Here is a 23081-nt window from a genome sequence, read left to right as displayed (position 1 = left end):
GATCTTCCGCGTCACATGGCCCCCCCACGGGTCGACTTCTGTCGGCCGAGCGATGTTGCGCTCATTCTTACGGGATCCCGAATGAGAAGTCCAGCATTCGTCCAGAAATCGTCCGGTGAACGTCTTCGCGCGAGACATTCCGAAACGCGGGGACCGTGCAGCGACGGGATGCTCCCGGCGAGAGGATGCCGGGACGCCGAACCGCCCCGCATGCCGAAGCTTGCGGGGCGGTCTTCCGGACGGTGCGACCGGACTAGAGCGAGAGCCCGTGACCGAACCGGAACAGCGGATAGGCGGTGTCGAACGGCACATCGGGACGGGAGGCTTCGACAGCGTCCATCGACCGCGGCAGGTCGAACGGCAGCCTGCCCTGGGCGGGGAACGCGGCGCTGAGCACGTCGAGGAGCGCGGCGCTCGAGGCCCCCCAGTTCACGGTCACCGCGGCCGCGGCCTCGACGATCGGGGTGAGGATCGGCGGACGATCCGCGAGCACGTCGACGACGGTCGGCACGACGGCGGCGACCGCGCGGACGTGCGCGACCACATCGTCCGAGAACGCGAGAGAGCCCGCGTGGAAGAAGTTCTCGAACATCGTCTCGCGCTCTTCGAACGGAGCCTGCAGGCGGATGACGGCCAGGTCGGCTTCCTCCGGCGTCGTGACGATCTCCCCGAACGATGCAGCGACCGTCGCGTCGACGCCCTCGACGTAGAGCTTGCGGCCGGGGGCCAACGGCAGGGCACCGTCGTTCATGAGCACCGTGATCGAGGCGCGCTGGGCGGCCTCCCCCGCGGCTCGGAAATCGGCTCGCCCGACGATCTCGTCGGCCGCGTCCTCGTCGACGTACGGGTTCTCGAACAGCCCGAGCTCGAACTTCTCGCGCAGGATGCGGCGAGCCGAGACGTCGAGTCGCTCCTCGGTCACCTCACCGTCGGCGATGAGCTCGAGCAGCAGCTCCGGGTTCGCTTCGCCGCCGAACTGGTCGGCTCCGGCCTCCAGCACCTTCTTCATGCGCTCGCGCGGCGTGAGATCCTCCACGCCCCAGGCACGTGCGGGGAAGGGCTGACCGAAGATCTCGGAGTCGCTGATCAGGCCCCAGTCGGTGCACACGAGACCGTCGAAGCCGTAGCGCTCACGCAGCAGGCCGGTGATCACGGACTTGTTGAACCCGAATCCCACCTCCTCGTACTCCGTGCCGACGGGCATCCCGTAGTACGGCATCATCTGCCGCGTCCCCGCAGCGAGCGCGTCTTCGAACGGCTTCAGGTGAAGCTCGAACTCGCCGCCAGGATAAACCTGCTCACGGCCGTAGGGGAAGTGCGGGTCCTCGCCGTCCTTCTGCGGACCGCCTCCGGGGAAGTGCTTCGTCATGGTCGACACCGATCCGGGCCCGAAGGACTCCCCCTGGAACCCGCGGATGTAGGCGGCGCCGAGCTTTCCCGACAGTTCCGCGTCTTCGCCGAAGGTCGCCGTCTGCCGCGCCCACCGCGGCTCGGTCGCGAGGTCGACCTGCGGGTGCAGCGCGACCCGCAGCCCGACCGCCGTGTACTCCTGTCGGGCGATGTCGGCGAAGCGCTCGACGAGCGCCTCGTCACGGGTGGCGGCGAGGCCGAGGGTCTCGGGCCATTGCGAGAAGGGGCCGGCGAGGATCGATGCACCAGGGTTCTCGCTGAACGAGTGCCGCGGGTCGGTGGACAGCGTCACCGGGATGCCGAGGCGCGTGGATGCCGCCAGCCGCTGCAGCGCATTCTGCCATGCGGCGATCTCGCGGCCGGTGGGCGCGGCGCCGAGCAGGTTGAAGTGCGTCATCCGCTTGGTCTCGAGGAATTCGCGGGCCGATGGGGTCGCGAAGACCGGGTTCGGTTCTTCGAGGTCGCCGATGGCGATCATGGTGTGGAAGAAGAGTCCCGCCTTCTCCTCGATCGTCATGGCGTCGAGCAGCAGCTGCACCCGCTCGTCGACGGGGAGGTCGGTGTCGAGCCACGGGCGTGCGGTGATGGTCTCGGTCATGGTCACTTGACTCCCTTGATGCGGTAGACGAGAACGGCGCCGGCCAGCGCGACGACCGCGCCGAACAGGTACCAGGTGGTGTAGCCGCCGAGCGGTGTGGCTGCGCCGATGGCGATGATGCCGGGGGCGATGGCCGGGGCGATCGACTGCGGCAGGGCGTTGGCGATGTTCAGCACACCGAGGTCCTTGGCCACGTCGTCGGGGTTGGGCAGCACCTCGGTCGCGAGGGCCAGGTCGACCGAGAGGAAGGACCCGGCGCCCAGACCGATGATCGCCTGCGCGATGATGACGGTCGTGACGTCGGGAGCGACGGCGAGGATGACGAGGCCCACCACCATGATCACGCCGGCGATCGCGACGAACGGTCGACGCTTGCCGATCTTGTCGGAGAGGAATCCGCCCAGCGGCGACGAGATCGCCATCGCCGCCATCGAGGCGAGGTTGGCGGCCAGGATGATGCCGACCGCGCCCTGCTCGTCGAGACCGAACTTGGTGACGAGGTAGAGCGGCAGGAAGGTGGCGATACCGGCGTAGCCGAACATCACGAAGAACTTGGTGAGCCAGGTCCAGCCGAAGTCGGGGTGCGTGCGGGGGTTGAACACGAACGAGCCGAAGAACATGCCGACCGTGAACTTCTCGGCCGGCTTCTCGGTGAGGCGACGGTCCTTGAGGGTCACGACGAACACGATCACGAGGATCAGGGCGATCACGCCGGGGACGACGAAGCGCTCGAAGTCGCCGGGGAGGAAGTTCACGAGGAAGCTGCCGGCGAGGATGCCGATCGGGGTCGTGATGCCGATGATGCCGGAGACCTTGCCTCGGCTGGTGACCGGCACCTGATCGGGCAGCGTGGCGTTGGCCGCGGCCAGCACGGCGTTCATCGCGGTCTGCACGAGGCACCAGGCGAGCAGGACCATCCACACGGAGGTCGCCGAGCCGATGAGGAGGAAGCCGCCGAGCCCGACGATCGCGCCGCCGAGGATCCACGGACGACGCATGCCCCAGCGCGAGGTGGTGCGGTCGGAGAGTCGACCGACGAGGGGGTTCGCGATCAAGGCGAAGATCGCGCCCACGCCCATCACGAGTCCGAGGCTGCCCTCGGTGTTCACGGGGTCGATGTGCTGGATCTTGAATGCCATCGACACCATGACCGGGGTGAGCAGGGCGAGGTAGACGCCGAAGTTCACGGCGGCGAGGCCCGGCGTGTAGCCGCGCGGGGTCTTCGGCGGCGTGGTTCCGGGGGCCTTGAACCCGGTGGTGCCGACCGCGGCCGCCGTGGCGGCGGATGACAGCTCTGTCATGACAGTCCTTTCGATTCACCGCACGTCTTCGGGCGATGCGGTCTGGGATGACGATACACCAATCTCGACCATCTGGTAACTGAAACCAGACCGATTGGTAATGAGCGAGGATAGGATGTGGAAGGAGGATGCGATGACGACGACGACCGGCTCCCGGCACGCGCGCGCTGCCGCCACGCGCCAGCGCATCCTGACCGCCGCACATGACCTGTTCGTCACCCGCGGCTACCGGTCGACGTCTCTGCGCGATATCGCGACTGCGGCCTCCGTCAGCCATCCCGGGCTCCTCGGCCATTTCGCCTCGAAGGACGACCTGCTCGGCGAAGTGGTCGCCGAGCTCGAAGCCGAGAACGAGACCGTGTTCAGCGCGATCTCGGCCGCCTCCGAGCCGGGCGAGCTGGTCTTCGCCGGCATCGCCGAGCGGAACGCGCGCACCGCGGGCTACCTCGAGCTGTTCGCCGCGCTCACGGGCGAAGCCTCTGCTCCCGGACACCCTGCGCACGAGCGGATGCGCGCCCGGTACTGCCGTCTCCGCTCTCTGAGCGTCGACGTCCTGGAAGACGCGAAGCACCACGGCGTCATCGCAGCCGATCGCGATGTCGACGGGGAGACGGTTCGACACACCGCCGGATGGGACGGGCTGCAGCTGCTGTCGCAGTATCTGCCTGATCGGGTCGACGTGGTGGAGATGCTCGAGGAGCGGGAGAACCTCTGGGCACTGCCGCTCGGGTGGCGGAACCCCGACGACGAGCCCTCGTCGGACACCTCTGACCCGGCGGGGCCCCTGCCCGCACTGCGCACGACCGCTGCAGCCGACGTCGATCCCGGCTATGCGGTCGGCCGTCGTCGTCGCGCGCAGATCCTCGCCGATGCGACCCGCCTGTTCGCCCGCGACGGCTACGGCGACACCAGCTTGCAGGACATCGCGACCGCGGTCGGGGTGTCGAAGTCGACGCTGCTGCACCACTACCCGTCGAAGGAACTGCTGCTCAGCGCCGTCCTGACCGAACGCGACAGCGCCATCAACCAGAACCAGGGGTTCGCCGGCGCCGCGTCAGCGAGCGAGCTGCTGCGCGGCATTCCCGACGGTGCCGCGCTCAGCGCGCAGGAGGAACCCGGTCTGATCGAGGTGTATGCGGTGTTGTCGTGCGAGGCCGTGCCCGCCACCCACCCCGCGCATGACTACTTCGCGATGCGGTTCGCGAACGCCCTCGACTACTTCACCGAGCTCTTCCGGCTCGCCCAGGTCGACGGCGACCTACCGGCGCACCGCGACCCGGCGCACGAGGCCACCTGGCTCATCGCGATGTGGGACGGACTGCAGTACCAGTGGCTGTACGACAGGGAGCGGCTCGACATCGCCACCCACCTGCGCGCACATCTCGACGACGTGCTGTCTCCGCGCTGAGCCCGCGCGGAGTCGGGCGGCGAGGTTCAGGCCCCGCGTCAGGCCGCGGCGATGACCGCGAGAACACCCTCGCCGTACGCCTCGCGTTTCTTCGCACCGATACCGGTGATCCCGTCGAGGTCGGCGAGGGAGGCAGGACGATGCTCCGCGAGCGCGCGCAGGGTCGCGTCCCCGAACACGATGTAGGCGGGGACGCCCTGCTCGCGGGCGGTCTCGGCCCGCCAGATGCGCAGCGCCTCGAACAGACCCCGGTCTCCGGCGTCCAGGGCATCGGCGGCACTGGCCTTGCGAGCCCGACCGGACGAGGTCGGACGCCCGATCGTGTCCTTGCGCAGCGGTACAGCCGTCTCGCCGCGCAACACTCCGGCGGCCTGCTCCCCGGGAGCGAGGGTGCCGTAGTCGCCCTGCGCGACCAGGATGCCACGAGCGAGGAGCTGCCGGACGACGCTGCGCCAGTCCTGATCGGAGAGGTCGTTGCCGATGCCGTAGGTCGCGAGCTTCTCGTGTCCCTGCTGCCGGATGCGCTCGGTCGAGGCGCCGCGGAGGATGTCGATCAGGTGGCCGGCACCGAACGCCTGATTGCGCTCACGCTTCAGCCGCACGATCGTCGAGAGCAGCTTCTGCGCGGGCACGAGCCCGTCGAACGTCTCGGTGTTCTCGAGGCACGTGTCGCAGTTGCCACAGGGCTGCGATTCCTGGCCGAAGTACCCCAGCAGGTTCTGCCTGCGGCACTCCACGGTCTCGCACAGCGCGAGCATCGCGTCGAGGTGCTGTCCCATCCGCATCTTGAACGTGCGATCGCCGGGGCTCTGGTCGATGAGCCGGCGCTGCTGCACGACGTCGCCCAGACCGTACGCCATCCACGCCACAGAGGGCTCGCCGTCGCGGCCGGCGCGACCGGTCTCCTGGTAGTAGCCCTCGACCGACTTCGGCAGATCGATGTGCGCGACGAAGCGCACGTCGGGCTTGTCGATGCCCATGCCGAACGCGATGGTCGCGACCATGACCACGCCGTCTTCACGGAGGAAGCGCGCCTGGTTGGCCGCCCGCACCTCGGCGGGCAGACCCGCGTGGTACGGCAGCGCATCGAACCCCTGAGCGGCGAGAGAGGTCGCCGTCTGCTCGACCGATTTGCGGCTGAGCGCGTAGACGATCCCTGCCGCGCCTTCCGGCTGCGAGCGGATGAACTGGACGAGCTGCTTGCGCGGATCGACCTTCGGCACGATGCGGTACTGGATGTTCGGGCGGTCGAAGCTCGCGACGAAGTGGGCGGCGCCCTCGAGGTGCAGCCGCTCGGTGATCTCCTTGTGCGTCGCCGCGGTCGCCGTCGCCGTGAGCGCCATGCGCGGCACCCCGGGGAACCGCTCCCCCAGGTCGCCGAGAGCCAGGTAGTCGGGGCGGAAGTCATGCCCCCACTGCGACACGCAGTGCGCCTCGTCGATCGCGATGACGCTGAGCGTTCCGCGCTGGAGCAGCGCCGTGGTCTGCGCGTTCGACAGACGCTCGGGGGCGACGTAGATGAGGTCGAGCTCGCCGGCGACGTAGGCCCGCTCGACCTCGCGACGCTCGTCGATCGCCTGGGTGGAGTTGAGGTAGGCCGCCTTCACACCGTTGGCCCGCAGGGCATCGACCTGGTCGTGCATGAGCGCGATGAGCGGGCTGATCACGAGGCCCGTGCCCTCACGGACGAGGGCGGGCACCTGGTAGGTGATGCTCTTTCCGCCACCGGTCGGCATCAACACGACGGCGTCTCCGCCGGCGATGACCTGCTCGACGATCGCCGCCTGGTCGCCGCGGAACTCGTCGTAGCCGAAGACGGTGTGCAGAGCCTCGCGCGCGGTCGCGTACCGGCTCGGCGTCGCGCGACGAGCGGCCGGAGCCGCGGATGCGGGGGCCACCGGCGTGACCGGACCCTGACCCCAGTCGAGCGGCGGCTCGTAGCCCGCCCCCTGCGGCTCCCAGTCCATCGGCTCGGGCGGGGCGGACGACTCCCAGCCGTCGTCGTAGGGCTCGTCGGCGTACGGCAGGTCCGCGTACGGGTCACGGGGAGTCTGCGGCATCCCTCCAGCGTAACGACCCCCGCCGACGCGGGAGGCGCTTCCTCCACACCCTCGAGCGCCCCACTGCCGAAACCCAGCCCACCCGCCTCCCCCACGGAGTGTCGCACTCCGACGCGCCGGTGCGGCAGCAGACGGTCTGGGTTTTCGCCGGGCCCGACCGCGCACGCGGGGCGTAGGTTGGAGGCATCCGTTCGAAGGAGCCTCCGATGACCGACATCACCGTGACCCGCAACGACGACGAATCGCGGTACGAGATCCGCTCGGACGACGTGCTCGCCGGCTTCGCCGCGTACGACCTGCGCCCCGGATCCATCCGCTTCATCCACACCGAGGTCGACCCGGCGTTCCAAGGCCAGGGGCTGGCCGGGAAGCTCGCTGCCGAGGCGCTGGCGGATGCGGCAGGACGCGGTGACGCGATCGTGCCGCTGTGCCCGTACATCGCCAAGTACCTCGAGACGCATGAGATCCCCGGCGCCGAGATCCGCTGGCCGCAGCGACCGGCGACCGGAGGGTCCGCGGACGAGGACCCGACGGGCCGCGCCGAATGATCGGACAGCACCGCCTCATCCTCGAGCCCCGCGAGGTGCCGCTCGGCGGGGTGCGCGGCATGAACGTGCTGCGCGCGCTGCCGCACCGGAACCTGCCCACGATCGGCGCCTGGTGCTTCCTCGACCGGTTCGGACCGGCTGACACGAAGATGCGGGTCGAGCCGCACCCCCACATCGGTCTGCAGACCGTGACCTGGCCGCTCGTCGGAGAGATCCGTCACCGCGACTCGCTCGGCAGCGACGCCGACCTGCGTCGCGGGCAGCTGAACCTGATGACCGCGGGCAATGGGATCTCGCACTCGGAGTACTCGATCGGCGAGGATCCCGTCCCCCTCGATGCGCTGCAGTTCTGGGTGGTGCTCCCGGATTCGGCCCGCCACGGCGCTGCCGGGTTCGAACGGCACACCGCACTGCCCGCACTCGCCCTCCCGGCCGACGAGGGAGCGGATGCCGAAGCCACCGTGGTTCTCGGCGAGTTCGCCGGCGTGCGCTCGCCCGCCACGGTGCACACCCCGATCGTCGGGGCCGAGATCGTGCTCGCTCCCGGCTCGCGTGTGCATCTGCCGCTGCGCTCCGACTGGGAGCACGCCCTCATGCTCGTCGAGGGAGATGCCGTGGTGGCCGCGCATCCGCTCGATCGCAACGCACTGCTCTACCTCGGCGACTCCCGCGACACCGTCGAGGTGTCGAGCACCGAGGGCGCCCTGTTGTTCCTGTTGGGTGGTGAGCCGTTCGAGGACGACATCGTGATGTGGTGGAACTTCGCCGGCCGCTCGCATGACGAGATCGTCGAGGCGCGCGAAGAGTGGGAAGCGGAGTCCGTGACGGGAGCGGCATCCCCCCGCTTCGGCGCGGTCGACGGTCACGACGTGCGCATCCCCGCTCCGCCGCTCCCTGACGTGCGGCTCATGCCGCGCAGCCGGAAACTCTGACTCAGCCGCGCTCGGGCGTGTGCACACGAGCGAGGAAGCGCTCTGTGCGCGGCGACGGTCCCCGCGGATCGAGGAGCGACACCACGACCGTCATGGCCGTGGCGAGCGGGATCGTCCAGGCGGCGGGCTGCGCGAGGTAGGGCGCGGCCACTCCGACTCCCCCGACCGCCGCGTGCACGAGCAGTGCGAGACCGGCCGCCAGCCCTCCGGACAGCATCCCGGCCACCGCCCCTCGCGCGGTGAGTCCTCGCCACCAGACTCCCAACAGCACGACCGGCGACAGCGTCGACGCCGCCACCACGAACACCACGCCGACGCTCGACCCGAGGCCGGCCGGTGCCGTGAGCAGCGCCACCACGAGCGGCACCAGCGCACAGAGCACGGCCGACAGCCGGAACGACCGCACCGAACCGGAGAACACGTCCTGACTGATCACGCCGGCGAGCGACACCACGAGGCCGGCCGATGTCGCCAGGAACGCCGCGAACGCCCCCGCGACGATCAGCGCGGTCAGCAGTTCGCCGAACGCTCCGGGGAACACGCGCGACGGCAACAGCAGCACCACCGTGTCGGCGACACCGGGAACCGCGAGGTCGGGAGCGGCGATGCGCGCCAGCAGCCCCATCGTGCTCGACACCGCATAGAACGCGCTCACCATGCCGATCACGATGACGGTGGTCCGCCGCGCCGACACCCCGGTCGGACTCGTGTAGAACCGCACCAGCACGTGCGGGAGCCCCATCGTCCCCAACAGCAGTGCGAGCAACAGGGATGCCGTCTCGTAGGCGTCGAAACCCGAGGGCCCGGCTTCGACGGGAAAGACCAGCGCGGGATCGACGTCGTGCGGACCGCCGCTGAGGGCGAACGCGATGAACACCACCGGCACCAGGAGCGCCATGAGCTTGAGCCAGTACTGGAACGCCTGCACATAGGTGATGGCCCGCATGCCGCCCGCGGCGACCGCCGCCGCCACGAGCACCGCGACGGTCACGGCCCCCACCCATTCCGGAAGGCCGGCCACGACGAGGAGCGTCAGCCCCGCTCCGTGCAGCTGCGGCACGATGTAGAGCCAGCCGATCACCAGCACCGCGATGCTGGTCACGCGCCGGGCCGACGTCGACTCCAGCCGCGCCTCGATGAAGTCCGGGATCGTGTAGGCGCCGCTGCGCCGGAGCGGCGCCGCCACGAACGCGAGCACCAGCAGGTAGCCGGCCGCATAGCCGATCGGGAACCAGAAGCCGCGGGCACCGTCGAGCAGCACGAGACCCGACAGTCCGAGGAAAGTGCCGGCCGAGAGGTACTCGCCGCTGATCGCCGACGCGTTCCACACCGGCCGCACGGTGCGCGAGGCGACGAAGAAGTCTCCCGTCGTGCGCGAGATGCGCAGTCCGTAGACCCCGATCAGCAGGGTCGCGACGATGACGAGCGCGACGCCGATGAGGTCGAGCACCGCGTTCATTCGCGATCACGGAGCGCCCGGTATCGGCGCTCGTTGCGGGCGGCCGTGCGCACGTAGAGCACCGCGAACACGAGGATGATCGGATAGAACGCGTAGGCCTGCAGCAGCCACGACAGCGGCAGGCCCCAGACCACGACCTGTCCGACCTCGGGGACGAGAGCGATCGTCAGGGTCAGCGCGATCACCACGACGACGAACCCCGCGACGGTCCCGAGCGCGAGCCGGAGCTGACTGCGCATCAGGGCGCGCGCATACACGGCATCCGCCTCGTCGACGGGCGAGCCGGGGAGCGCGATGCCGCGGGTGAAGGTGGTCGGCCTCCGATCGGGCAGGTCGGCCGTCACACGAACCCGCTTCGGCTTCTCGGTCATCCTGCCCCCTCTCCGCGCAGCAGCGCGTCGCGCACCGCGGGTACCAGTCGCCGGCTGACCGGGAGAGAGGTCGCACCGATCGACACGGTGGGCTCCGGCCCCGAAAGCCGCGCCTCGGTCACGGCGGCGATGCGCACGAGCGAAGAGCGGTGGATGCGGAGGAACCCGGCATCCGCCCATCGCGCCTCCAGCTCCGAGATCGGGATGCGCACCAGATGACCCGTCCCATCTCCGGTGTGCAGTCGGGAGTAGTCCCCCTGCGCCCGCACCCAGCGCACGTCGCTGCGTTTCACGAACCGCACGACCGAGCCGACCGTGACCGGCAGCATCTCGTCGTCGCCCGATGCCGCGGCGTCTCCGAGCTCGACCACCCGGTCGACCGCCCGCCGCAGACGCTCGAGGCGCACGGGCTTGAGCAGATAGTCGGCGGCACGCAGCTCGAAAGCCTCCACCGCCTTCGCCTCGTCGGCGGTGACGAACACGACCGCCGGAGGTTCGGCGAGGGTCAGCAGCGCCCGCGCGAGCTCCATCCCGGTCAACCCCGGCATGTGGATGTCGAGGAACGCGATCCGCACCGCGCGCTCCGACATCAGCCGCAGCGCATCCGCGCCCGACGACGAGGTGAGGATCTCGCCGATGCGGGCGTCAGTGCCGAGCAGGTGGACGAGCTCGTCGAGGGCTGGACGCTCGTCATCCGCGACGAGGACGTCGATCGAGGGGGCGCTGTTCGTCATGATCGTCAGTCGGCGTCCGGGTCGTGCTGCGGCTGAGATTTCGGGACCCGCATGCGCACCAGGGTACCGGCGCCGGTGTTCGTCTCGACCACCAGCCCTCCGTCCGCACCGTAGAGCTGGCGGAGCCGGGTGTCGACGTTGCGGAGCCCGACGTGGACACCGTCGTCCCCCGCGGTGAGAGTTGCGCGCAGCGCCTCGGGGTCCATGCCCACGCCGTCGTCCTCGACCGTGATCTCGGTGTGGGTGCCGTCGTCGCGCGAGGCGATGCGGATCTCCCCTCCTCCTTCGCCCGGTTCGAGCCCGTGGCGGACCGCGTTCTCGACCAGGGGCTGCACCGAGAGGAACGGGATGACGGTCGCCAGCGTCTCCGGGGCGATCTGCAGGGTCACGCGGAGCCGATCACCGAATCGGGCGCGCTCCAGTTCCAGATAGGAGTGGATGCTGCCGAGCTCCTCGGCGACCGTCGTGAACTCGCCCTGACGGCGGAACGAGTAGCGCGTGAAGTCGGCGAACTCGAGCACCAGCTCCCTGGCCCGCGCGGGGTCGGTGAGGATGAACGAGGCGATCGCCGTGAGGGCGTTGTAGATGAAGTGCGGGGAGATCTGCGCCCGCAGTGAGCGCAGCTCCGCCTCGGCCAGCTGCGTCCGCTGCGCATCGAGTCCGCCGAGCTCGACCTGGGCCGCACACCAGTCGGCGATCTCTTCCGCCGCCCGCACGAGCGCGGCTCTGACCGGTGCCGCGAACGCCACGACGACTCCGGCCACCCGGCCGTCGACGAGGATCGGAGCACCGACCGCCTCCAGGTCGTCCTCCCTGCCCTGCGCCGGGAACACCTGCCTCCGCCCCGAGGCCCCGACCTGGGCGGCGATGCGGCGGGCCGCGGATTCGAGTCCATCGGACGGACCGTCGAACGACACCGTGCCTTCCGCGCTCACGATCGCGACCGCCGCGCTGCCGAGCAGCACTCGCAGGTGACGCGCGGCTTTGACCACATCGGGATCCGAGAGTCCGGCGCGCAGATGCGGCGCCGCCAGGCTCGCCTGATGCAGTGCGGTGAGGGCGGCCTGTTCGGCGTCGCTTCCGAGGTCGGCGGCCCCGCGCGCGAGTCGGCGTGCGAGCAGGAGGAGCACCGAGAGGACGATGCCGCCGAGCACGCCGAGGATCGCTGCGAGAACGACGTCGGTCATGGTCCCAGCCTAGGCACCGGCGTGGCTGCGCTCAGCAGCAGCGGGCACCGGGGTTGCGATCCTGGTCGTCCATCCGCTGCCGCCAGAACTGCCGTTCGGTCAGCGGCTCCTCCTCCGGATGCTGCCGACGCTGATGGGCGACGTAGGTCGCATAGGCGGTGTCGCCCATCAGGGTCGTCATGTACCACCGGATGCCGCGACCAGCCCGCGCCACGGCACTGAGCAGCGTCCGCAGGAGGGAGGTCGCGGCATCCGTCCGCCTCATGGTGTCGGCCATCTCAGGGGGATCGACATCAGTGGGTCGACGCCTTGCGCTCGTCGGCGAGGATCGGCTCCCACTGCTTCTCGAGCTCACGCTCCTCGGCACTCGGCAGGAATCCGGCCGGGGCGAAGCGGCGCGAGGCCACGGGCGGCTCCTCGGTGTTCTCGCCGCCGCCGTTGCGGATGGCCCTGATCGTGACGATCACAGCGGTCACCATCACGATGATCGCCAGGGTCACGAAGATGATCGACAGCGTGCCCTGCACGGCGGTGTTGCGGATGACCGCGTCGAGCACCTGCGGCTCGCCGAGCGAGGTGTCTCCGCTGTCGCGGGCGGCGACGTAGCGGAAGTGGTTCGCCCAGTAGCCGATGGCCGGCACCGGAGAGGCGATCTTGTACAGCGACGCCGTGATGGTCACGACCGCGGTGAACGCCAGCGGCAGGGCGATGATCCACAACCACTTGAAGTAGCTGCGGCCGCGCTTGGCGACGATGGCCAGCACCACGGCGAGCGCGATCGCGGCGAGCAGCTGGTTGGCGATGCCGAACAGCGGGAAGAAGGTGTTGATGCCGCCGAGCGGGTCGGTGACACCGAGGATGAGGATCGCGCCCCATCCGGCCACCATGATCGCCGTGCAGATCCAGACGCCGGGGCGCCACGAGACGTCGCGGAACTTGGGGAACCAGGCGCCGATCGAGTCCTGCAGCATGAAGCGGGCGACGCGGGTGCCGGCATCCACCGCGGTGAGGATGAACAGCGCCTCGAACATGATCGCGAAGTGGTACCAGAACGCCATGAGCGCCTGACCGCCGAGGGCCTGCTGCATGATGTGCGCGAGTCCGAGGGCGAGCGTCGGGGCGCCACCGGTACGGGACACGATCGACTCCTCGCCGACCGCGGCCGCCGTGCCGGTGAGCATCTCGGGCGTGAGATTCACCCCCGTCAGCCCCAGCGAGTTCACGAAGGCGACGGCCCCTTCGACCGTGCCCCCTGTCGCCGCCGTCGGTGCATTCATCGCGAAGTAGATGCCCTGGTCGATCGAGATCGCGGCGACGAGGGCCATGATCGCGACGAACGACTCCATGAGCATGCCGCCGTAGCCGATGAAGCGCGTCTGGCGCTCCTTCTCGATGAGCTTCGGCGTGGTGCCCGAGGCGATCAGCGCATGGAACCCGGAGAGCGCTCCGCAGGCGATCGTCACGAACAGGAAGGGGAAGAGCGGACCGGCGAACACCGGGCCCATGCCGTTCTCGCCGAAGATGCTGACCGCCGGGACCGTGATCTCGGGGCGCACCAGGACGATGGCTCCGGCGAGCATGACGATCACGCCGATCTTCATGAAGGTCGACAGGTAGTCGCGCGGGGCGAGCAGCAGCCAGACCGGGAGCACGGCGGCGATGAAGCCGTAGATGATGATGCCCCAGGCGATGGTGGTGCGGTCGAGGTGGAAGATCGCCTGACCCCACTCGGTGCCGGCGACCCAGCCGCCGCCGATGATCGCGGCCATCAGCAGCACGAAGCCGATGATCGAGACCTCGGTGACCTTGCCGGGGCGGAGATAACGCAGGTAGACGCCCATGAAGAGCGCGATCGGGATGGTCATGGCGACCGAGAACACGCCCCACGGGCTCTCCCCGAGCGCATTGACGACGACGAGGGCGAGGATCGCGACGACGATCAGCATGATCAGCAGCGAGGCGATGATCGCGGCGGTGCCGCCGATCTTGCCGAGCTCCTGACGGGCCATCTGTCCGATCGTGCGGCCACCGCGGCGCATCGAGAAGAAGAGCACCGTGTAGTCCTGCACGGCACCCGCGAGCACGACACCGACGATGATCCAGATCGTGCCGGGCAGGTAGCCCATCTGCGCGGCGAGCACGGGGCCGACGAGCGGGCCGGCGCCGGCGATGGCGGCGAAGTGGTGGCCGTAGAGCACGCGCCGGTCGGTGGGGACGTAGTCCTTGCCGTCCTGCTTGACCTCGGCGGGAGTCGCCCTGCGGTCATCGGGTCGGGTGATGTACTTCTCGATCACCTTGGAGTAGAACCGGTAGCCGATCAGATACGTGCAGACCGCCGCGAACACGAACCAGATCGCGTTGACGGTCTCGCCGCGGACGATCGCGAGCATGGTCCAGGCGACGGCGCCCAGCAGGGCGATCGCGGCCCACAGGATGATCTTCGGCAGAGTCCAGCGGTTCGCCTTCTCGTGGTGCTCTTCGGTGAGGGCGACGGAGGGGAGTTTCGGATCGGTGACGATCACGGGCTCGTCATCGACGAGTCCGGCGCCGTCGCGGCGGCGCGACGAAGGTGCGGTCATGGGGGTCTCCTCGGGATACGCGACGTTGCGTTCCCCCACGTTAGGAAGACGACGCCGTCGGAGAGGGCCGAGGGAGCGGGTGCTGCGACGAGCGGCGCCGATCACGCGATGAACGGATGCGCCCACGCAGCACCGCACCCCGTGGCCGTTCGACCACGGGGTGCGGTGCTGTCGTGCTTACGCGGCTACGGCCGCTTCTCCCCTCGCGGTGCGGGGGTCGCCGGCACCGACGTCTGCGGTGCGGGAGTCGCCGGCGCGGTCGTCTCCGGAGCCGGGGTCTCCGGCGCGGGAGTCTCGGGCGCCGGAGTCTCGGGCGCCGGGGTCTCCGGGGCGGGGGTCTCCGGAGCCTTCGCCTGCGGCACGTCGACCGTCAGCACGGTGCGGACATCCGACTCGCCGTACTGCACGACCCCGAGGTAGCGGGTGCCGGCGGCCAGGCCGGTCCAGCTGAGGTCGTACGACGTCTGCGTGCCGCGGACCGCGGCGAGCGGGTTCGGCGTGGCGGTCAGGTCTCCCTCGCCGTCGGGCAGCACGTTGGCGTAGGTCATGTCCCACGTCATCGGGCCCGTCGTCGAGTAGATGTTGGCCACCACGAGGTACGTACCCGCCGTCGGCGACGGGATCGTGACCTGCTCATCCGCCGAGCCGGTCGCCGAGCGCCAGCGCTGGTAGTACTGCAGGTCGTCCGGGCTCACCACGCGGTACACGGTGAGGTCGAGATCGCTGCCCTTGTCATCGGACGAGTCGAGGTCGAACCGCGAGAGCGTCGTACCCTCCGGCACGTTCACGATCCACGACACGTCCTTGTTCGCATCACCCGACTTCTCGTCACCCGAGTGACCCTCGACCGGGTTGTCCGCATCGGCGAGCAGCTCGAACGGAGTCAGACCCGAGAGTCCGAGCGCCAGATCTCCGGTGAGACCGGGGGTGATGTCCACCGACGTACTGCCGTCGACACCACTGCCCGTGACCTCGGCCGGAGCATCGGCCGTGACCGGGAACAGCGCGATCGGAGAGCGCACCGAGTTCTTCGCACTCGTCCAGGTCAGCGAACCCGTGGCCCACTGCTCCACCGGAGCGCTCGCGTTGTCGAACGTGACCGTGAAGGTCTTCGTCTGACCGGGGCGATCGAACTTCAGCTGCTGCGGCGTGACCTTGATGTTCACTCCCGGCACGGAGGCCTTGGCGGTGAACGTGCCCTTCTCGGTCGAGGTGACCGTGCGGGTGACGGTCTGCGCGCTGGTCAGCGAGCCGATCGAGATCGACGCCTGGTTCAGATCGCTGCCGTCGATGGGATCGATGCCGGGGAAGTCCGACAATCCCTTCCCGTCGAGGAACGCCGCCCAGTCCTTCACACCGTTGAGGTAGAGCAGACCCGGGTTCAGGTACCGCTTCGGGTCGACCTGACCCGCACCCTGCTCGAACGGGTTCGTGTTCTTCGATCCGTCGGGCAGCACCGTGTCGTAGGCGGTGGTCATCATCGCCGACTTGATCTCGGCGGGCGTCGCCTTCGGGCGCTCACCGAGGTACAGGGCCGCGAGACCCGCGACGTGCGGCGAGGCCATGGACGTGCCGGAGAGGATGCCGAAGGTCGGCTTCTCGCCCGGAGCGTTCTCGGTCGCTGCGAGGATCGCGACGCCGGGAGCCGCGACGTCCGGCTTCATCACGTCGCTGCCGTCTGCCAGCATCGGTCCACGGCTGGAGAAGCCAGCGATCTGCGGCGTCGGTGTGGTGACACCCGTGGTGTTCTCACCGACGAGCGTGATCGGGCGATCCACGCCACCCTGCACGTACGCGAGCACGGCGGCGCGGTGCACCGCGTTGAGGTGCACGGTCGGCACCGCGTGGAAGTCGTTGTCGAGCGAGTCGGCACCACCGGGGACGTTCACGAGGACCATGCCCATGCCCCCGGCATCCTTCACGACCTGCGACTTCTCGGCGCGGGCGTTGCCGCCACGGTCGCAGACCACGATGTGTCCGGCGACCTTGGCCGGATCGAGGGTGCCCGGCAGGCAGAGCTGCGGATCCTTCGCTCCTGCTGCGGAGGCATCGACGGCGGCGATGGACGGGCCGGTGACCCTCTGACCGAACGGCACGCTCACCGAGGCTCCGGCCTGCGCGAACCCGTCGAACTGCACGGTGCCCTCCCAGGTCGGGATGGTCGAGGCGGCGACGGTCGTGTACCAGGGCGATGCGTGGTCGGCCGTGACCGGGGCGGGGCCGTCGTTGCCGGCGCTGGTCGCGACGAAGACGCCGGCAGCCGCGGCGTTGAAGAACGCGAGGTCCTCCGGGGCCATCACAGTGCTGGCGGCGCCGCCACCGATGGAGTAGTTGATCACGTCGACGCCGTCGGCGACAGCCTGATCGATCGCGGCGATGAGGTCGCTCTGCGCGCAGATGTCATCGTCCTTGGTCGACGTGTCGGGGCCGACGTAGCAGGCCTTGTAGGCCGAGATCTTCGCGGCCGGTGCGACTCCCGAGACCGTCCCGAAATCGACGTTCTCGATGCTGGCCTTGACCTTGAAGTTGCCCGCGGCAGTGCTCGCGGTGTGCGAGCCGTGGCCGTCGCCGTCACGCGGCGAGAGGTAGTCGTACTGGAAGTCGAACCCGGCGGCCTCGGCTCCGGCGTAGAAGTACTGTCCGCCGATGAGCTTCGAGGAGTAGTCGCTCTTGTCCCAGTCCTGGCCCTCGACCATCGCGGCCTGGAACTGGCCACCGTCGGACTTGTCGAAGTAGACGTAGGTGCCGTCGGTGTAGGGCTGACCACCCTTGTTGCGAGTGTTCTGCTGCTTCTGCTTCTTGATCTTCTTGCCCTCGAAGGAGGGGTGCTCGGGGGCGATGCCGGTGTCGATCACACCGACGACGACGCCTTCTCCGGCCTTCTCGACTCCTCCGGTCTGCTGCCACACGCCGCCGCGGCCCTTGCGGTCGTCGCCGAGACCGAGGTAGTCGGTCGAGGTCTGCGCATCGGGGTGGCGGATCTCGTCGGGGTAGACACCGAGCACGTCCTTCGAGGCACGGAGCGCATCGACCTGTTCGCCGCTGAGGTCGGCGCTGAACCCGTTCAGCACCACCTGATACGTCGTGTCGGGGGTCACGCCGATGTCGCTGACGAGGTCGGTCTGCTCGGCCTGGAGGTGCTCGACGTAGCGCTGCGAATCCTGCGACTGCGTCTCGAGCTGCTCGCCTTCAGCGGGCTTGGTGGCCTTCAGCCCCTTCACGTCGCCCTCATAGGTGGCGAGCGGATCCGACTTCATCACGACGATGTAATGTCCGGGGGTTCCTGCGACGGGGACGGGGTGCGTCACCTCCTCCGTCGCGGCGTAGCCGGTGGTTGCTGTCGATGCGATGAACAGCGTGGCCAGGGTGGCGGCCGCTGCCATCCGGAGGGGTGTTCGACCCATGTGGTGCTCCCGATGATCACGGTGCAACCGCGTTGCTGCACCGCGGCCAACATAGTCCCGCCCTCAGCGATCGACGCGAGATCTGGTCGATCGACCAGTCGGCATTCGCCGATCGACCAGGGTTATCCACGGCCGCCCTCCCGATAGGTCGACAGTAAGCTGGAGAGGTGGCCCGTACCTCCGTCCTGTCGACTCGAGTGCTGCTCGTCTGCGCGGCGATCGGCGTCGCGACGGGCATCCTCGCAGGCATCGCCGGATGGGTGACACCGGTGCTGCTGGCGAGCCCCCTGCTGTTCCTCTACGGACTGGTGCTCGGCTCGCACGTGCTGCCGGGCATCATCGCGCAGGAGGTGCTGCGCCTTCCGCTCGTCGCGCTGATCACCCATGTGTTCGCCGCGCTGATCGCGAGCGCCTTCAACCCGGCGTGGGCGCTGCGCTTCATCGGCACGGCACTGCTGTTCGGTCTGATCCAGGAGGGGGTGGCCGCCCTCACCCGCTATCGCTCCTGGGGGCCGTGGCGGTTCTTCATCTCGGCGGCGATCATCGGGATGTTCGTGGCCGTCGTGGTGTTCTTCGCCGCCCACCTCGCGGTCATGCCGCTGTGGGCGCAGATCCTCTACCTCGCGATCTCGGTGCTCGGACCGATCGCGTGGACCGCGGTCGGCCTCGCGATCGGTTCCGCGCTCAGTCGCGCGGGCGTCGCCCGCCGATAGGCGCTCGTCCCGCATGGAGAATCAGGTAAGGCTCAGCTAAGTTAGAAGCGTACGATCCGCCGACCCGGGACTTCGCCGTGCGCCCATCCGCGCCCCTGCTCCGCGTGCGTGACCTCTCCCTCACCCACGCCGATGCGGCGCACCCCTCGCCGCGCGACGTGACGTTCGACATCGACGCCGGAGAGGTCGTGCTCCTGCTCGGTCCGTCCGGTTCCGGCAAGTCGACGCTCACCCTCGCGCTCAACGGACTGATTCCCCACGCCCTCCCCGCGACGCTGGTCGGCACCGTCGAAGCCGGGGGCATCGACACCGCCAGCGCGCAGACGGCCACGCTGAGCACACACGTCGCGATGGTCTTCCAGGATCCCGATGCGCAGATCGTCACCGGCAGCGTCTACGACGAGGTCGCGTTCGGCCCCGAGAACCTGCGGCTTCCGCTCGACGTGGTCGAAAGTCGCGTCGAGGAGGCACTGCGTCGGGTCGGACTCTGGGAACGGCGCGACGAGAACCCCGACCACCTCTCCGGCGGCGGAAGGCAGCGACTCGCGATCGCCGGAGCCCTGGCGATGGGCTCTCCGCTCATCGTGCTCGACGAGCCGACGGCGAACCTCGATCCCCAGAGCATCGACGACGTGTACGCCGCCCTCTCGGAGGTCGTCGCGACCGGCGACCGCGCGATCCTGCTCGTGGAGCACAACCTCGACGCGGCGATGGCTTTCGTCACGCGCGCGATCGTGCTCGACGGCGACGGCCGGGTCGCCTTCGACGGGCCGGCGGCCGAAGTCATCCGCGACCACGCGGATGAGCTGGTCCGGATGGGAGTGTGGCTTCCCGCTGCCACCCTGGCGGCACTCCGCCTTCGGGAACGGGGATTCTCGCTCGCCCCCCTGCCGCTGTCGCCGCAGGAGCTCGCCGCAGCGCTCGATCGTGAGGACGTCTCGCCCTCCACCCCTCGGCGCGCAGCCGACGAGATCTCTCCACCCTCCGGCGAGGCGACGGCACGTGTCGAGCCGATCATCCGCGCTCGCGGGCTGACCGTGCGCCGACGCCGCACCGAGATCCTGCACGGGATCGATCTCGATCTCGAACCGGGCAGCCTCACGGCGATCGTCGGTGCGAACGGCGCGGGCAAGACGACGCTGATCCAGGCGCTCGCAGGGGTCGTGCCACCGCCTCGTGGCCAGGTGCGGGTCGACGGGATCGATCCGGGCACCGCATCGCCGCGCGACCTCGCCGCGCGCATCGGGTTCGTCTTCCAGAATCCCGAGCACCAGTTCATCGCCCCCACGGTGTTCGACGAGCTGGCCCACGGACTGCGGCTGCGGCACGTACCGGATGACGAGATCTCGACCAGGGTCGGCGAGATGCTGGCCCGCTTCGGCCTCGAGCACAAGGCGGGCGTGCATCCGTTCCTGCTCTCCGGCGGCGAGAAGCGAAGACTGTCGGTGGGGACGGCCCTGATCACCCGCCCGCGGGTGCTGGCGCTCGACGAGCCCACGTTCGGCCAGGATCGCGCCAGAGCCGCCGAGCTGCTCGACCTGCTGCAGAGCCTGCGCGCTGAGGGCACGACCATCGTGATCGTCACGCACGACCTCCAGCTCGTGGCCGAGCACACCAGCCACGTCGTGGTCCTGGCGGCCGGCCGGGTGCAGGCGGTCGGCCCCACCGCCACCCTGCTGCAGGACGAGCGGCTGTTCGCCGACGCGGGGCTGCGCCTGCCCCCGCTGCAGCGCGTGCTGGCCGCGGCCGGGCTCGGGGCGACCGCGTGACCACGACGACCTTCGATCCGTACGCACGTATCACGGCGACGTCGCGGCGGCAGTTCCTGTATGCGTTGAATCCGCTCGCGAAGGTCGCCGGGTTCGCGCCGGCGATGGTCCTGCTCGTGTTCGTGCGCGACCTGGCGACGCCCGCCGCTTTCCTGATTCTCGCCTACGCGCTGATCCTGGTCGGGGCGCGTCTCACGGTTCGGCTCCTCGCTCTCCTGCTGCTCGGGCTCCCGGCCGGCATGCTCCTGGTGGGCATCGGGTTCTCCGTATGGGTCGACACCGGACTCGTCGCGGGCAGTTCCCCCGTCTTGCGGATCGGCGACTGGACCCTCTACAGCGGAGCGCTCCTGATCGGCTTCGCGACGGCGCTGCGGCTCGGATCGATCGTCGCTCTCGCGCTCGTCGGCGGGCTCACGACCAGTGGGCCCGACCTCGTGCGCGCCAGTGTGCAGCAGCTGCGGGTGCCGTACCGGATCGGCTACACGGCACTGGCAGCGTTCCGGTTCGTGCCGCGGTTCGGGCATGAGCTCGCCGTGATCCGGGCGGCCCACCGGGTGCGCGGTTACCACGGCGGACGCGGACCGTTCGCCCGCATCGCCCGCGGGTGGGGCTACATCGTGCCGCTCCTCGCCGGCGCGATCCGTCACGCCGAGCGGGTGGCGCTGGCGATGGACTCGCGCGCGTTCGGTGCGCATCCCACCCGCACCGAGCGACACCTCATCCCGTTCCGCACACGCGACACCGTCTTCACCATCGCGACCCTGCTGGCATCCGCGGCCATCTTCGTCGCTTTCTTCCCCTGGCAGCTTCCCTGAAAGGCACCCGATGGCATTCAGCAAGATGGTCAAGCCCGAGTCGACCGAGCTCATCCACCTGGTGGTGCTGCGTACGGAACGCCTGTCGGCGCACTGGATCAGGGTGACGCTCGGCGGCGGCGAGATCGAGAAGTTCCGCCCGATGGGGTTCGACCAGTGGTTCCGGCTGTTCCTGCCCATCGGCGGCGACGCGGGCCTCGACCGGGTGCCGGCGAAGGCCAACAAGTTGTTCGGCTACCTGAAGTTCCTGCGCATCCCCGACGGCGAACGTCCGGTGATGCGCAACTACAGCGTGCGAGCATATCGATCGGCCACGGCTGACGCCGGCGCCGAGATCGACGTGGATCTCGTGCTGCACGGCTCGGCGGCCGACGGAACGGCCGGCCCGGCGTCACGGTGGGCCGAGACCTGCCGGCCGGGCGAGCATGTGCTGATCATCGACGAGGGCCTCACGTTCAATCCGCAGCGCGGAACGGATCGTGTCGTGCTGGTCGGCGATGAGACCGCCCTGCCCGCGATCTCCTCGATCTGCGCCTCGCTGCCGTTCGACGCCGTCGGCACCGCGATCGTCGAGACGCCGAGCGAAGAGGATGCGCTGGAGTTCGCCCGTCCCGCCGGCATCGAGGTGGTGTGGATCGTGCGCCCGCACGATGTCGCCCCCGGCTCCCTCGCGCTGGAGACGCTCGGCCGCACCGCGCTGCCGGAGGCCCCGTTCCATGCGTACGCGGCGGGTGAGCAGGCGCTCGCATCGGGTGCCCGCAAACACCTCGTCGGCGAGCGCGGGGTGGACAAGAACGCCGTGAGCTTCTGCGGATACTGGAAGATCGGTGCGTCCTCCCCCGCGTCGAAGGCCGCCCGCGAAGCCGCAGCGGAGCCCTTGGCATGAGCGCGGATGCCGCGGGCCGGACGCCCCGCACCGGCGGACGGTTCCGCTTCCCTACCGCCATCCTGCTGACCTGCGCGGCACTCGGCGTCGCCGGAGCGGTGCTGCTCGCACCGATGAACTGGTTCTCGACCGTGCTGACCGGGCCGCTCCCGTTCGTGGGCATGGCGCTCGCCGGTCTCTGGCTGCTGCCGTCGGTGATCGCGCTGCGGCTGCTGCGTCGCCCACTCGTCGGCCTGCTCGTTGCCCTGATCGCCGGCCTCGTCATGGTGCCGTTCTCCGGGTATGGTTTCCGCACCGTGCTGACCAATCTCTGGTGGGCGGCATTCACGGAGCTGCCGTTCCTCTTCGTGCTCTGGCGCTACTGGGGCACGTGGATGCACTATCTCGGTGCGGTCACGGTCGGCATCGTGTACCCGATCTCCGCGTGGGCATGGTTCGATCTCGGGTCGATGTCGTTCTTCGCCCAGATCGCGTTCTTTGCCGTGACCATCGCGAGCTGCGTGGGCGGCACGGCCCTCGGCATTCTGGTCGCCGACCGTCTGCGCAGAGCCGGAGTCGGTGCGACCGGTGGCGACGGGGCCGGAGTCCGCAGGGCCTGAGTCCGCAGGCATCGCTGAGCCTCGAGAGCACAGGCGCCGACGTCACGCATCGACGTCACGCATCGACGTCATCAGGCCCCGCGTCATCAGGCACCGCGTGATCAGGCCGGCGTCGTCGTCAGGCGGGCGTCGTCGTCAGGCGGCGATGTCGAAGCGTGCGCGCCCGCCGAGCCTCGGGGCCTGCTGCGGGTCGACGTATCGCGGCGGTATGAACCACACCCGCGCTCCACTCCCACTCCCACTCCCGTTCCCGGTTCCGGGAGCGTCGATGCGGATCTCCCACCCGTTGTCGTGGATGCGATGGTGAC

At 69.5% G+C, this 23081-nt stretch carries 18 protein-coding genes; 8 read left to right on the top strand and 10 right to left on the bottom strand.

Translation table 11 applies throughout. The annotated features are described in order from the left end of the window. Positions 1-253: 253 nt before the first annotated feature. Positions 254-2008 (bottom strand): glycoside hydrolase family 3 protein, encoded by a 1755-nt coding sequence (locus GZ64_RS0110800; protein WP_029266510.1) that lies wholly within the window; start codon positions 2006-2008, stop codon positions 254-256. A 2-nt stretch (positions 2009-2010) separates the two neighbouring features. Then, entirely contained in the window at positions 2011-3309 is a 1299-nt protein-coding gene (locus tag GZ64_RS0110795) for an MFS transporter (RefSeq protein ID WP_029266509.1), read from the bottom strand. Positions 3310-3442: 133 nt separating this feature from the next. Between GZ64_RS0110795 and GZ64_RS0110790 the strand changes: the two genes are divergently transcribed. Beyond that, positions 3443-4717, top strand: coding sequence for a TetR/AcrR family transcriptional regulator (locus tag GZ64_RS0110790; protein WP_029266508.1), 1275 nt, complete (start codon positions 3443-3445; stop codon positions 4715-4717). A 38-nt stretch (positions 4718-4755) separates the two neighbouring features. Here GZ64_RS0110790 and recQ read toward each other — a convergent pair whose 3' ends face one another. Further along, positions 4756-6777, bottom strand: coding sequence for a DNA helicase RecQ (gene recQ, locus GZ64_RS0110785; RefSeq protein WP_029258758.1), 2022 nt, complete (start codon positions 6775-6777; stop codon positions 4756-4758). A 206-nt stretch (positions 6778-6983) separates the two neighbouring features. Between recQ and GZ64_RS0110780 the strand changes: the two genes are divergently transcribed. Beyond that, positions 6984-7325, top strand: coding sequence for a GNAT family N-acetyltransferase (locus tag GZ64_RS0110780; RefSeq protein ID WP_029266507.1), 342 nt, complete (start codon positions 6984-6986; stop codon positions 7323-7325). Further along, the gene (locus GZ64_RS0110775; RefSeq protein ID WP_029266505.1) at positions 7322-8257 is read left to right on the top strand and encodes a pirin family protein; all 936 of its coding nucleotides are present in this window, start codon (positions 7322-7324) and stop codon (positions 8255-8257) included. The genes GZ64_RS0110780 and GZ64_RS0110775 overlap by 4 nt, the downstream gene beginning before the upstream one ends. Before the next feature lies 1 nt (position 8258). Here GZ64_RS0110775 and GZ64_RS0110770 read toward each other — a convergent pair whose 3' ends face one another. From GZ64_RS0110770 to GZ64_RS0110740, 7 genes are all read right to left on the bottom strand, one after another. Beyond that, a complete protein-coding gene (locus tag GZ64_RS0110770) occupies positions 8259-9716 on the bottom strand; it encodes a sodium/solute symporter (protein WP_029266503.1) in 1458 nt (485 codons plus the stop codon). After that, positions 9713-10087, bottom strand: a complete 375-nt coding sequence (locus GZ64_RS0110765; RefSeq protein ID WP_021198463.1) for a hypothetical protein — start codon at positions 10085-10087, stop codon at positions 9713-9715. Before GZ64_RS0110765 ends, GZ64_RS0110770 begins: the two co-directional genes overlap by 4 nt. Further along, complete coding sequence (locus GZ64_RS0110760; RefSeq protein ID WP_029266501.1) at positions 10084-10821, bottom strand: LytR/AlgR family response regulator transcription factor; 738 nt, start codon at positions 10819-10821, stop codon at positions 10084-10086. Before GZ64_RS0110760 ends, GZ64_RS0110765 begins: the two co-directional genes overlap by 4 nt. Before the next feature lie 5 nt (positions 10822-10826). Then, the gene (locus GZ64_RS0110755; RefSeq protein WP_029266499.1) at positions 10827-12008 is read right to left on the bottom strand and encodes a sensor histidine kinase; all 1182 of its coding nucleotides are present in this window, start codon (positions 12006-12008) and stop codon (positions 10827-10829) included. A 31-nt stretch (positions 12009-12039) separates the two neighbouring features. Then, positions 12040-12285 (bottom strand): YbdD/YjiX family protein, encoded by a 246-nt coding sequence (locus GZ64_RS0110750; protein ID WP_051667976.1) that lies wholly within the window; start codon positions 12283-12285, stop codon positions 12040-12042. 16 nt (positions 12286-12301) lie between these two features. Next, positions 12302-14587, bottom strand: coding sequence for a carbon starvation CstA family protein (locus GZ64_RS0110745; protein WP_029266497.1), 2286 nt, complete (start codon positions 14585-14587; stop codon positions 12302-12304). Positions 14588-14772: 185 nt separating this feature from the next. Then, positions 14773-17991 carry a S8 family serine peptidase gene (locus tag GZ64_RS0110740; RefSeq protein ID WP_081859736.1) on the bottom strand — a complete coding sequence of 1073 codons (3219 nt, stop codon included), beginning with the start codon at positions 17989-17991 and terminating at the stop codon, positions 14773-14775. Between the two features lie 167 nt (positions 17992-18158). Between GZ64_RS0110740 and GZ64_RS0110735 the strand changes: the two genes are divergently transcribed. The 5 genes from GZ64_RS0110735 (at position 18159) to GZ64_RS0110715 (ending at position 22773) form a co-directional block, all read left to right on the top strand. After that, a complete protein-coding gene (locus tag GZ64_RS0110735; protein WP_021198457.1) occupies positions 18159-18704 on the top strand; it encodes an ECF transporter S component in 546 nt (181 codons plus the stop codon). Positions 18705-18781: 77 nt separating this feature from the next. Then, positions 18782-20473: an ABC transporter ATP-binding protein gene (locus GZ64_RS0110730; protein WP_029266493.1), complete on the top strand. Its 1692-nt coding sequence runs from the start codon at positions 18782-18784 to the stop codon at positions 20471-20473. Continuing rightward, positions 20470-21288 (top strand): energy-coupling factor transporter transmembrane component T, encoded by an 819-nt coding sequence (locus tag GZ64_RS0110725; protein ID WP_029266491.1) that lies wholly within the window; start codon positions 20470-20472, stop codon positions 21286-21288. The genes GZ64_RS0110730 and GZ64_RS0110725 overlap by 4 nt, the downstream gene beginning before the upstream one ends. A 10-nt stretch (positions 21289-21298) precedes the next feature. Further along, complete coding sequence (locus tag GZ64_RS0110720; RefSeq protein WP_029266489.1) at positions 21299-22174, top strand: siderophore-interacting protein; 876 nt, start codon at positions 21299-21301, stop codon at positions 22172-22174. Continuing rightward, positions 22171-22773, top strand: coding sequence for an ECF transporter S component (locus GZ64_RS0110715; protein WP_021198453.1), 603 nt, complete (start codon positions 22171-22173; stop codon positions 22771-22773). The genes GZ64_RS0110720 and GZ64_RS0110715 overlap by 4 nt, the downstream gene beginning before the upstream one ends. Positions 22774-23081 lie beyond the last annotated feature (308 nt).

The sequence above is a fragment of the Microbacterium sp. Cr-K32 genome, assembly GCF_000708345.1.
GTDB lineage: Bacteria > Actinomycetota > Actinomycetes > Actinomycetales > Microbacteriaceae > Microbacterium > Microbacterium maritypicum_A.
The sequence above is the reverse complement of the archived record's forward strand: the minus strand, read 5'-3'. Positions and strand labels throughout refer to the sequence as shown.

Excerpts from the sequence above, each read along its gene's own strand:
- GZ64_RS0110770 (WP_029266503.1), bottom strand. The coding sequence starts at position 9,716 with ATGAACGCGGTGCTCGACCTCATCGGCGTCGCGCTCGTCATCGTCGCG.
- GZ64_RS0110750 (WP_051667976.1), bottom strand. The coding sequence starts at position 12,285 with ATGGCCGACACCATGAGGCGGACGGATGCCGCGACCTCCCTCCTGCGG.
- GZ64_RS0110775 (WP_029266505.1), top strand. The coding sequence starts at position 7,322 with ATGATCGGACAGCACCGCCTCATCCTCGAGCCCCGCGAGGTGCCGCTC.
- recQ (WP_029258758.1), bottom strand. The coding sequence starts at position 6,777 with ATGCCGCAGACTCCCCGTGACCCGTACGCGGACCTGCCGTACGCCGAC.
- GZ64_RS0110780 (WP_029266507.1), top strand. The coding sequence starts at position 6,984 with ATGACCGACATCACCGTGACCCGCAACGACGACGAATCGCGGTACGAG.
- GZ64_RS0110755 (WP_029266499.1), bottom strand. The coding sequence starts at position 12,008 with ATGACCGACGTCGTTCTCGCAGCGATCCTCGGCGTGCTCGGCGGCATC.
- GZ64_RS0110745 (WP_029266497.1), bottom strand. The coding sequence starts at position 14,587 with ATGACCGCACCTTCGTCGCGCCGCCGCGACGGCGCCGGACTCGTCGAT.
- GZ64_RS0110715 (WP_021198453.1), top strand. The coding sequence starts at position 22,171 with ATGAGCGCGGATGCCGCGGGCCGGACGCCCCGCACCGGCGGACGGTTC.
- GZ64_RS0110800 (WP_029266510.1), bottom strand. The coding sequence starts at position 2,008 with ATGACCGAGACCATCACCGCACGCCCGTGGCTCGACACCGACCTCCCC.
- GZ64_RS0110790 (WP_029266508.1), top strand. The coding sequence starts at position 3,443 with ATGACGACGACGACCGGCTCCCGGCACGCGCGCGCTGCCGCCACGCGC.
- GZ64_RS0110740 (WP_081859736.1), bottom strand. The coding sequence starts at position 17,991 with ATGGGTCGAACACCCCTCCGGATGGCAGCGGCCGCCACCCTGGCCACG.
- GZ64_RS0110765 (WP_021198463.1), bottom strand. The coding sequence starts at position 10,087 with ATGACCGAGAAGCCGAAGCGGGTTCGTGTGACGGCCGACCTGCCCGAT.
- GZ64_RS0110760 (WP_029266501.1), bottom strand. The coding sequence starts at position 10,821 with ATGACGAACAGCGCCCCCTCGATCGACGTCCTCGTCGCGGATGACGAG.
- GZ64_RS0110720 (WP_029266489.1), top strand. The coding sequence starts at position 21,299 with ATGGCATTCAGCAAGATGGTCAAGCCCGAGTCGACCGAGCTCATCCAC.
- GZ64_RS0110795 (WP_029266509.1), bottom strand. The coding sequence starts at position 3,309 with ATGACAGAGCTGTCATCCGCCGCCACGGCGGCCGCGGTCGGCACCACC.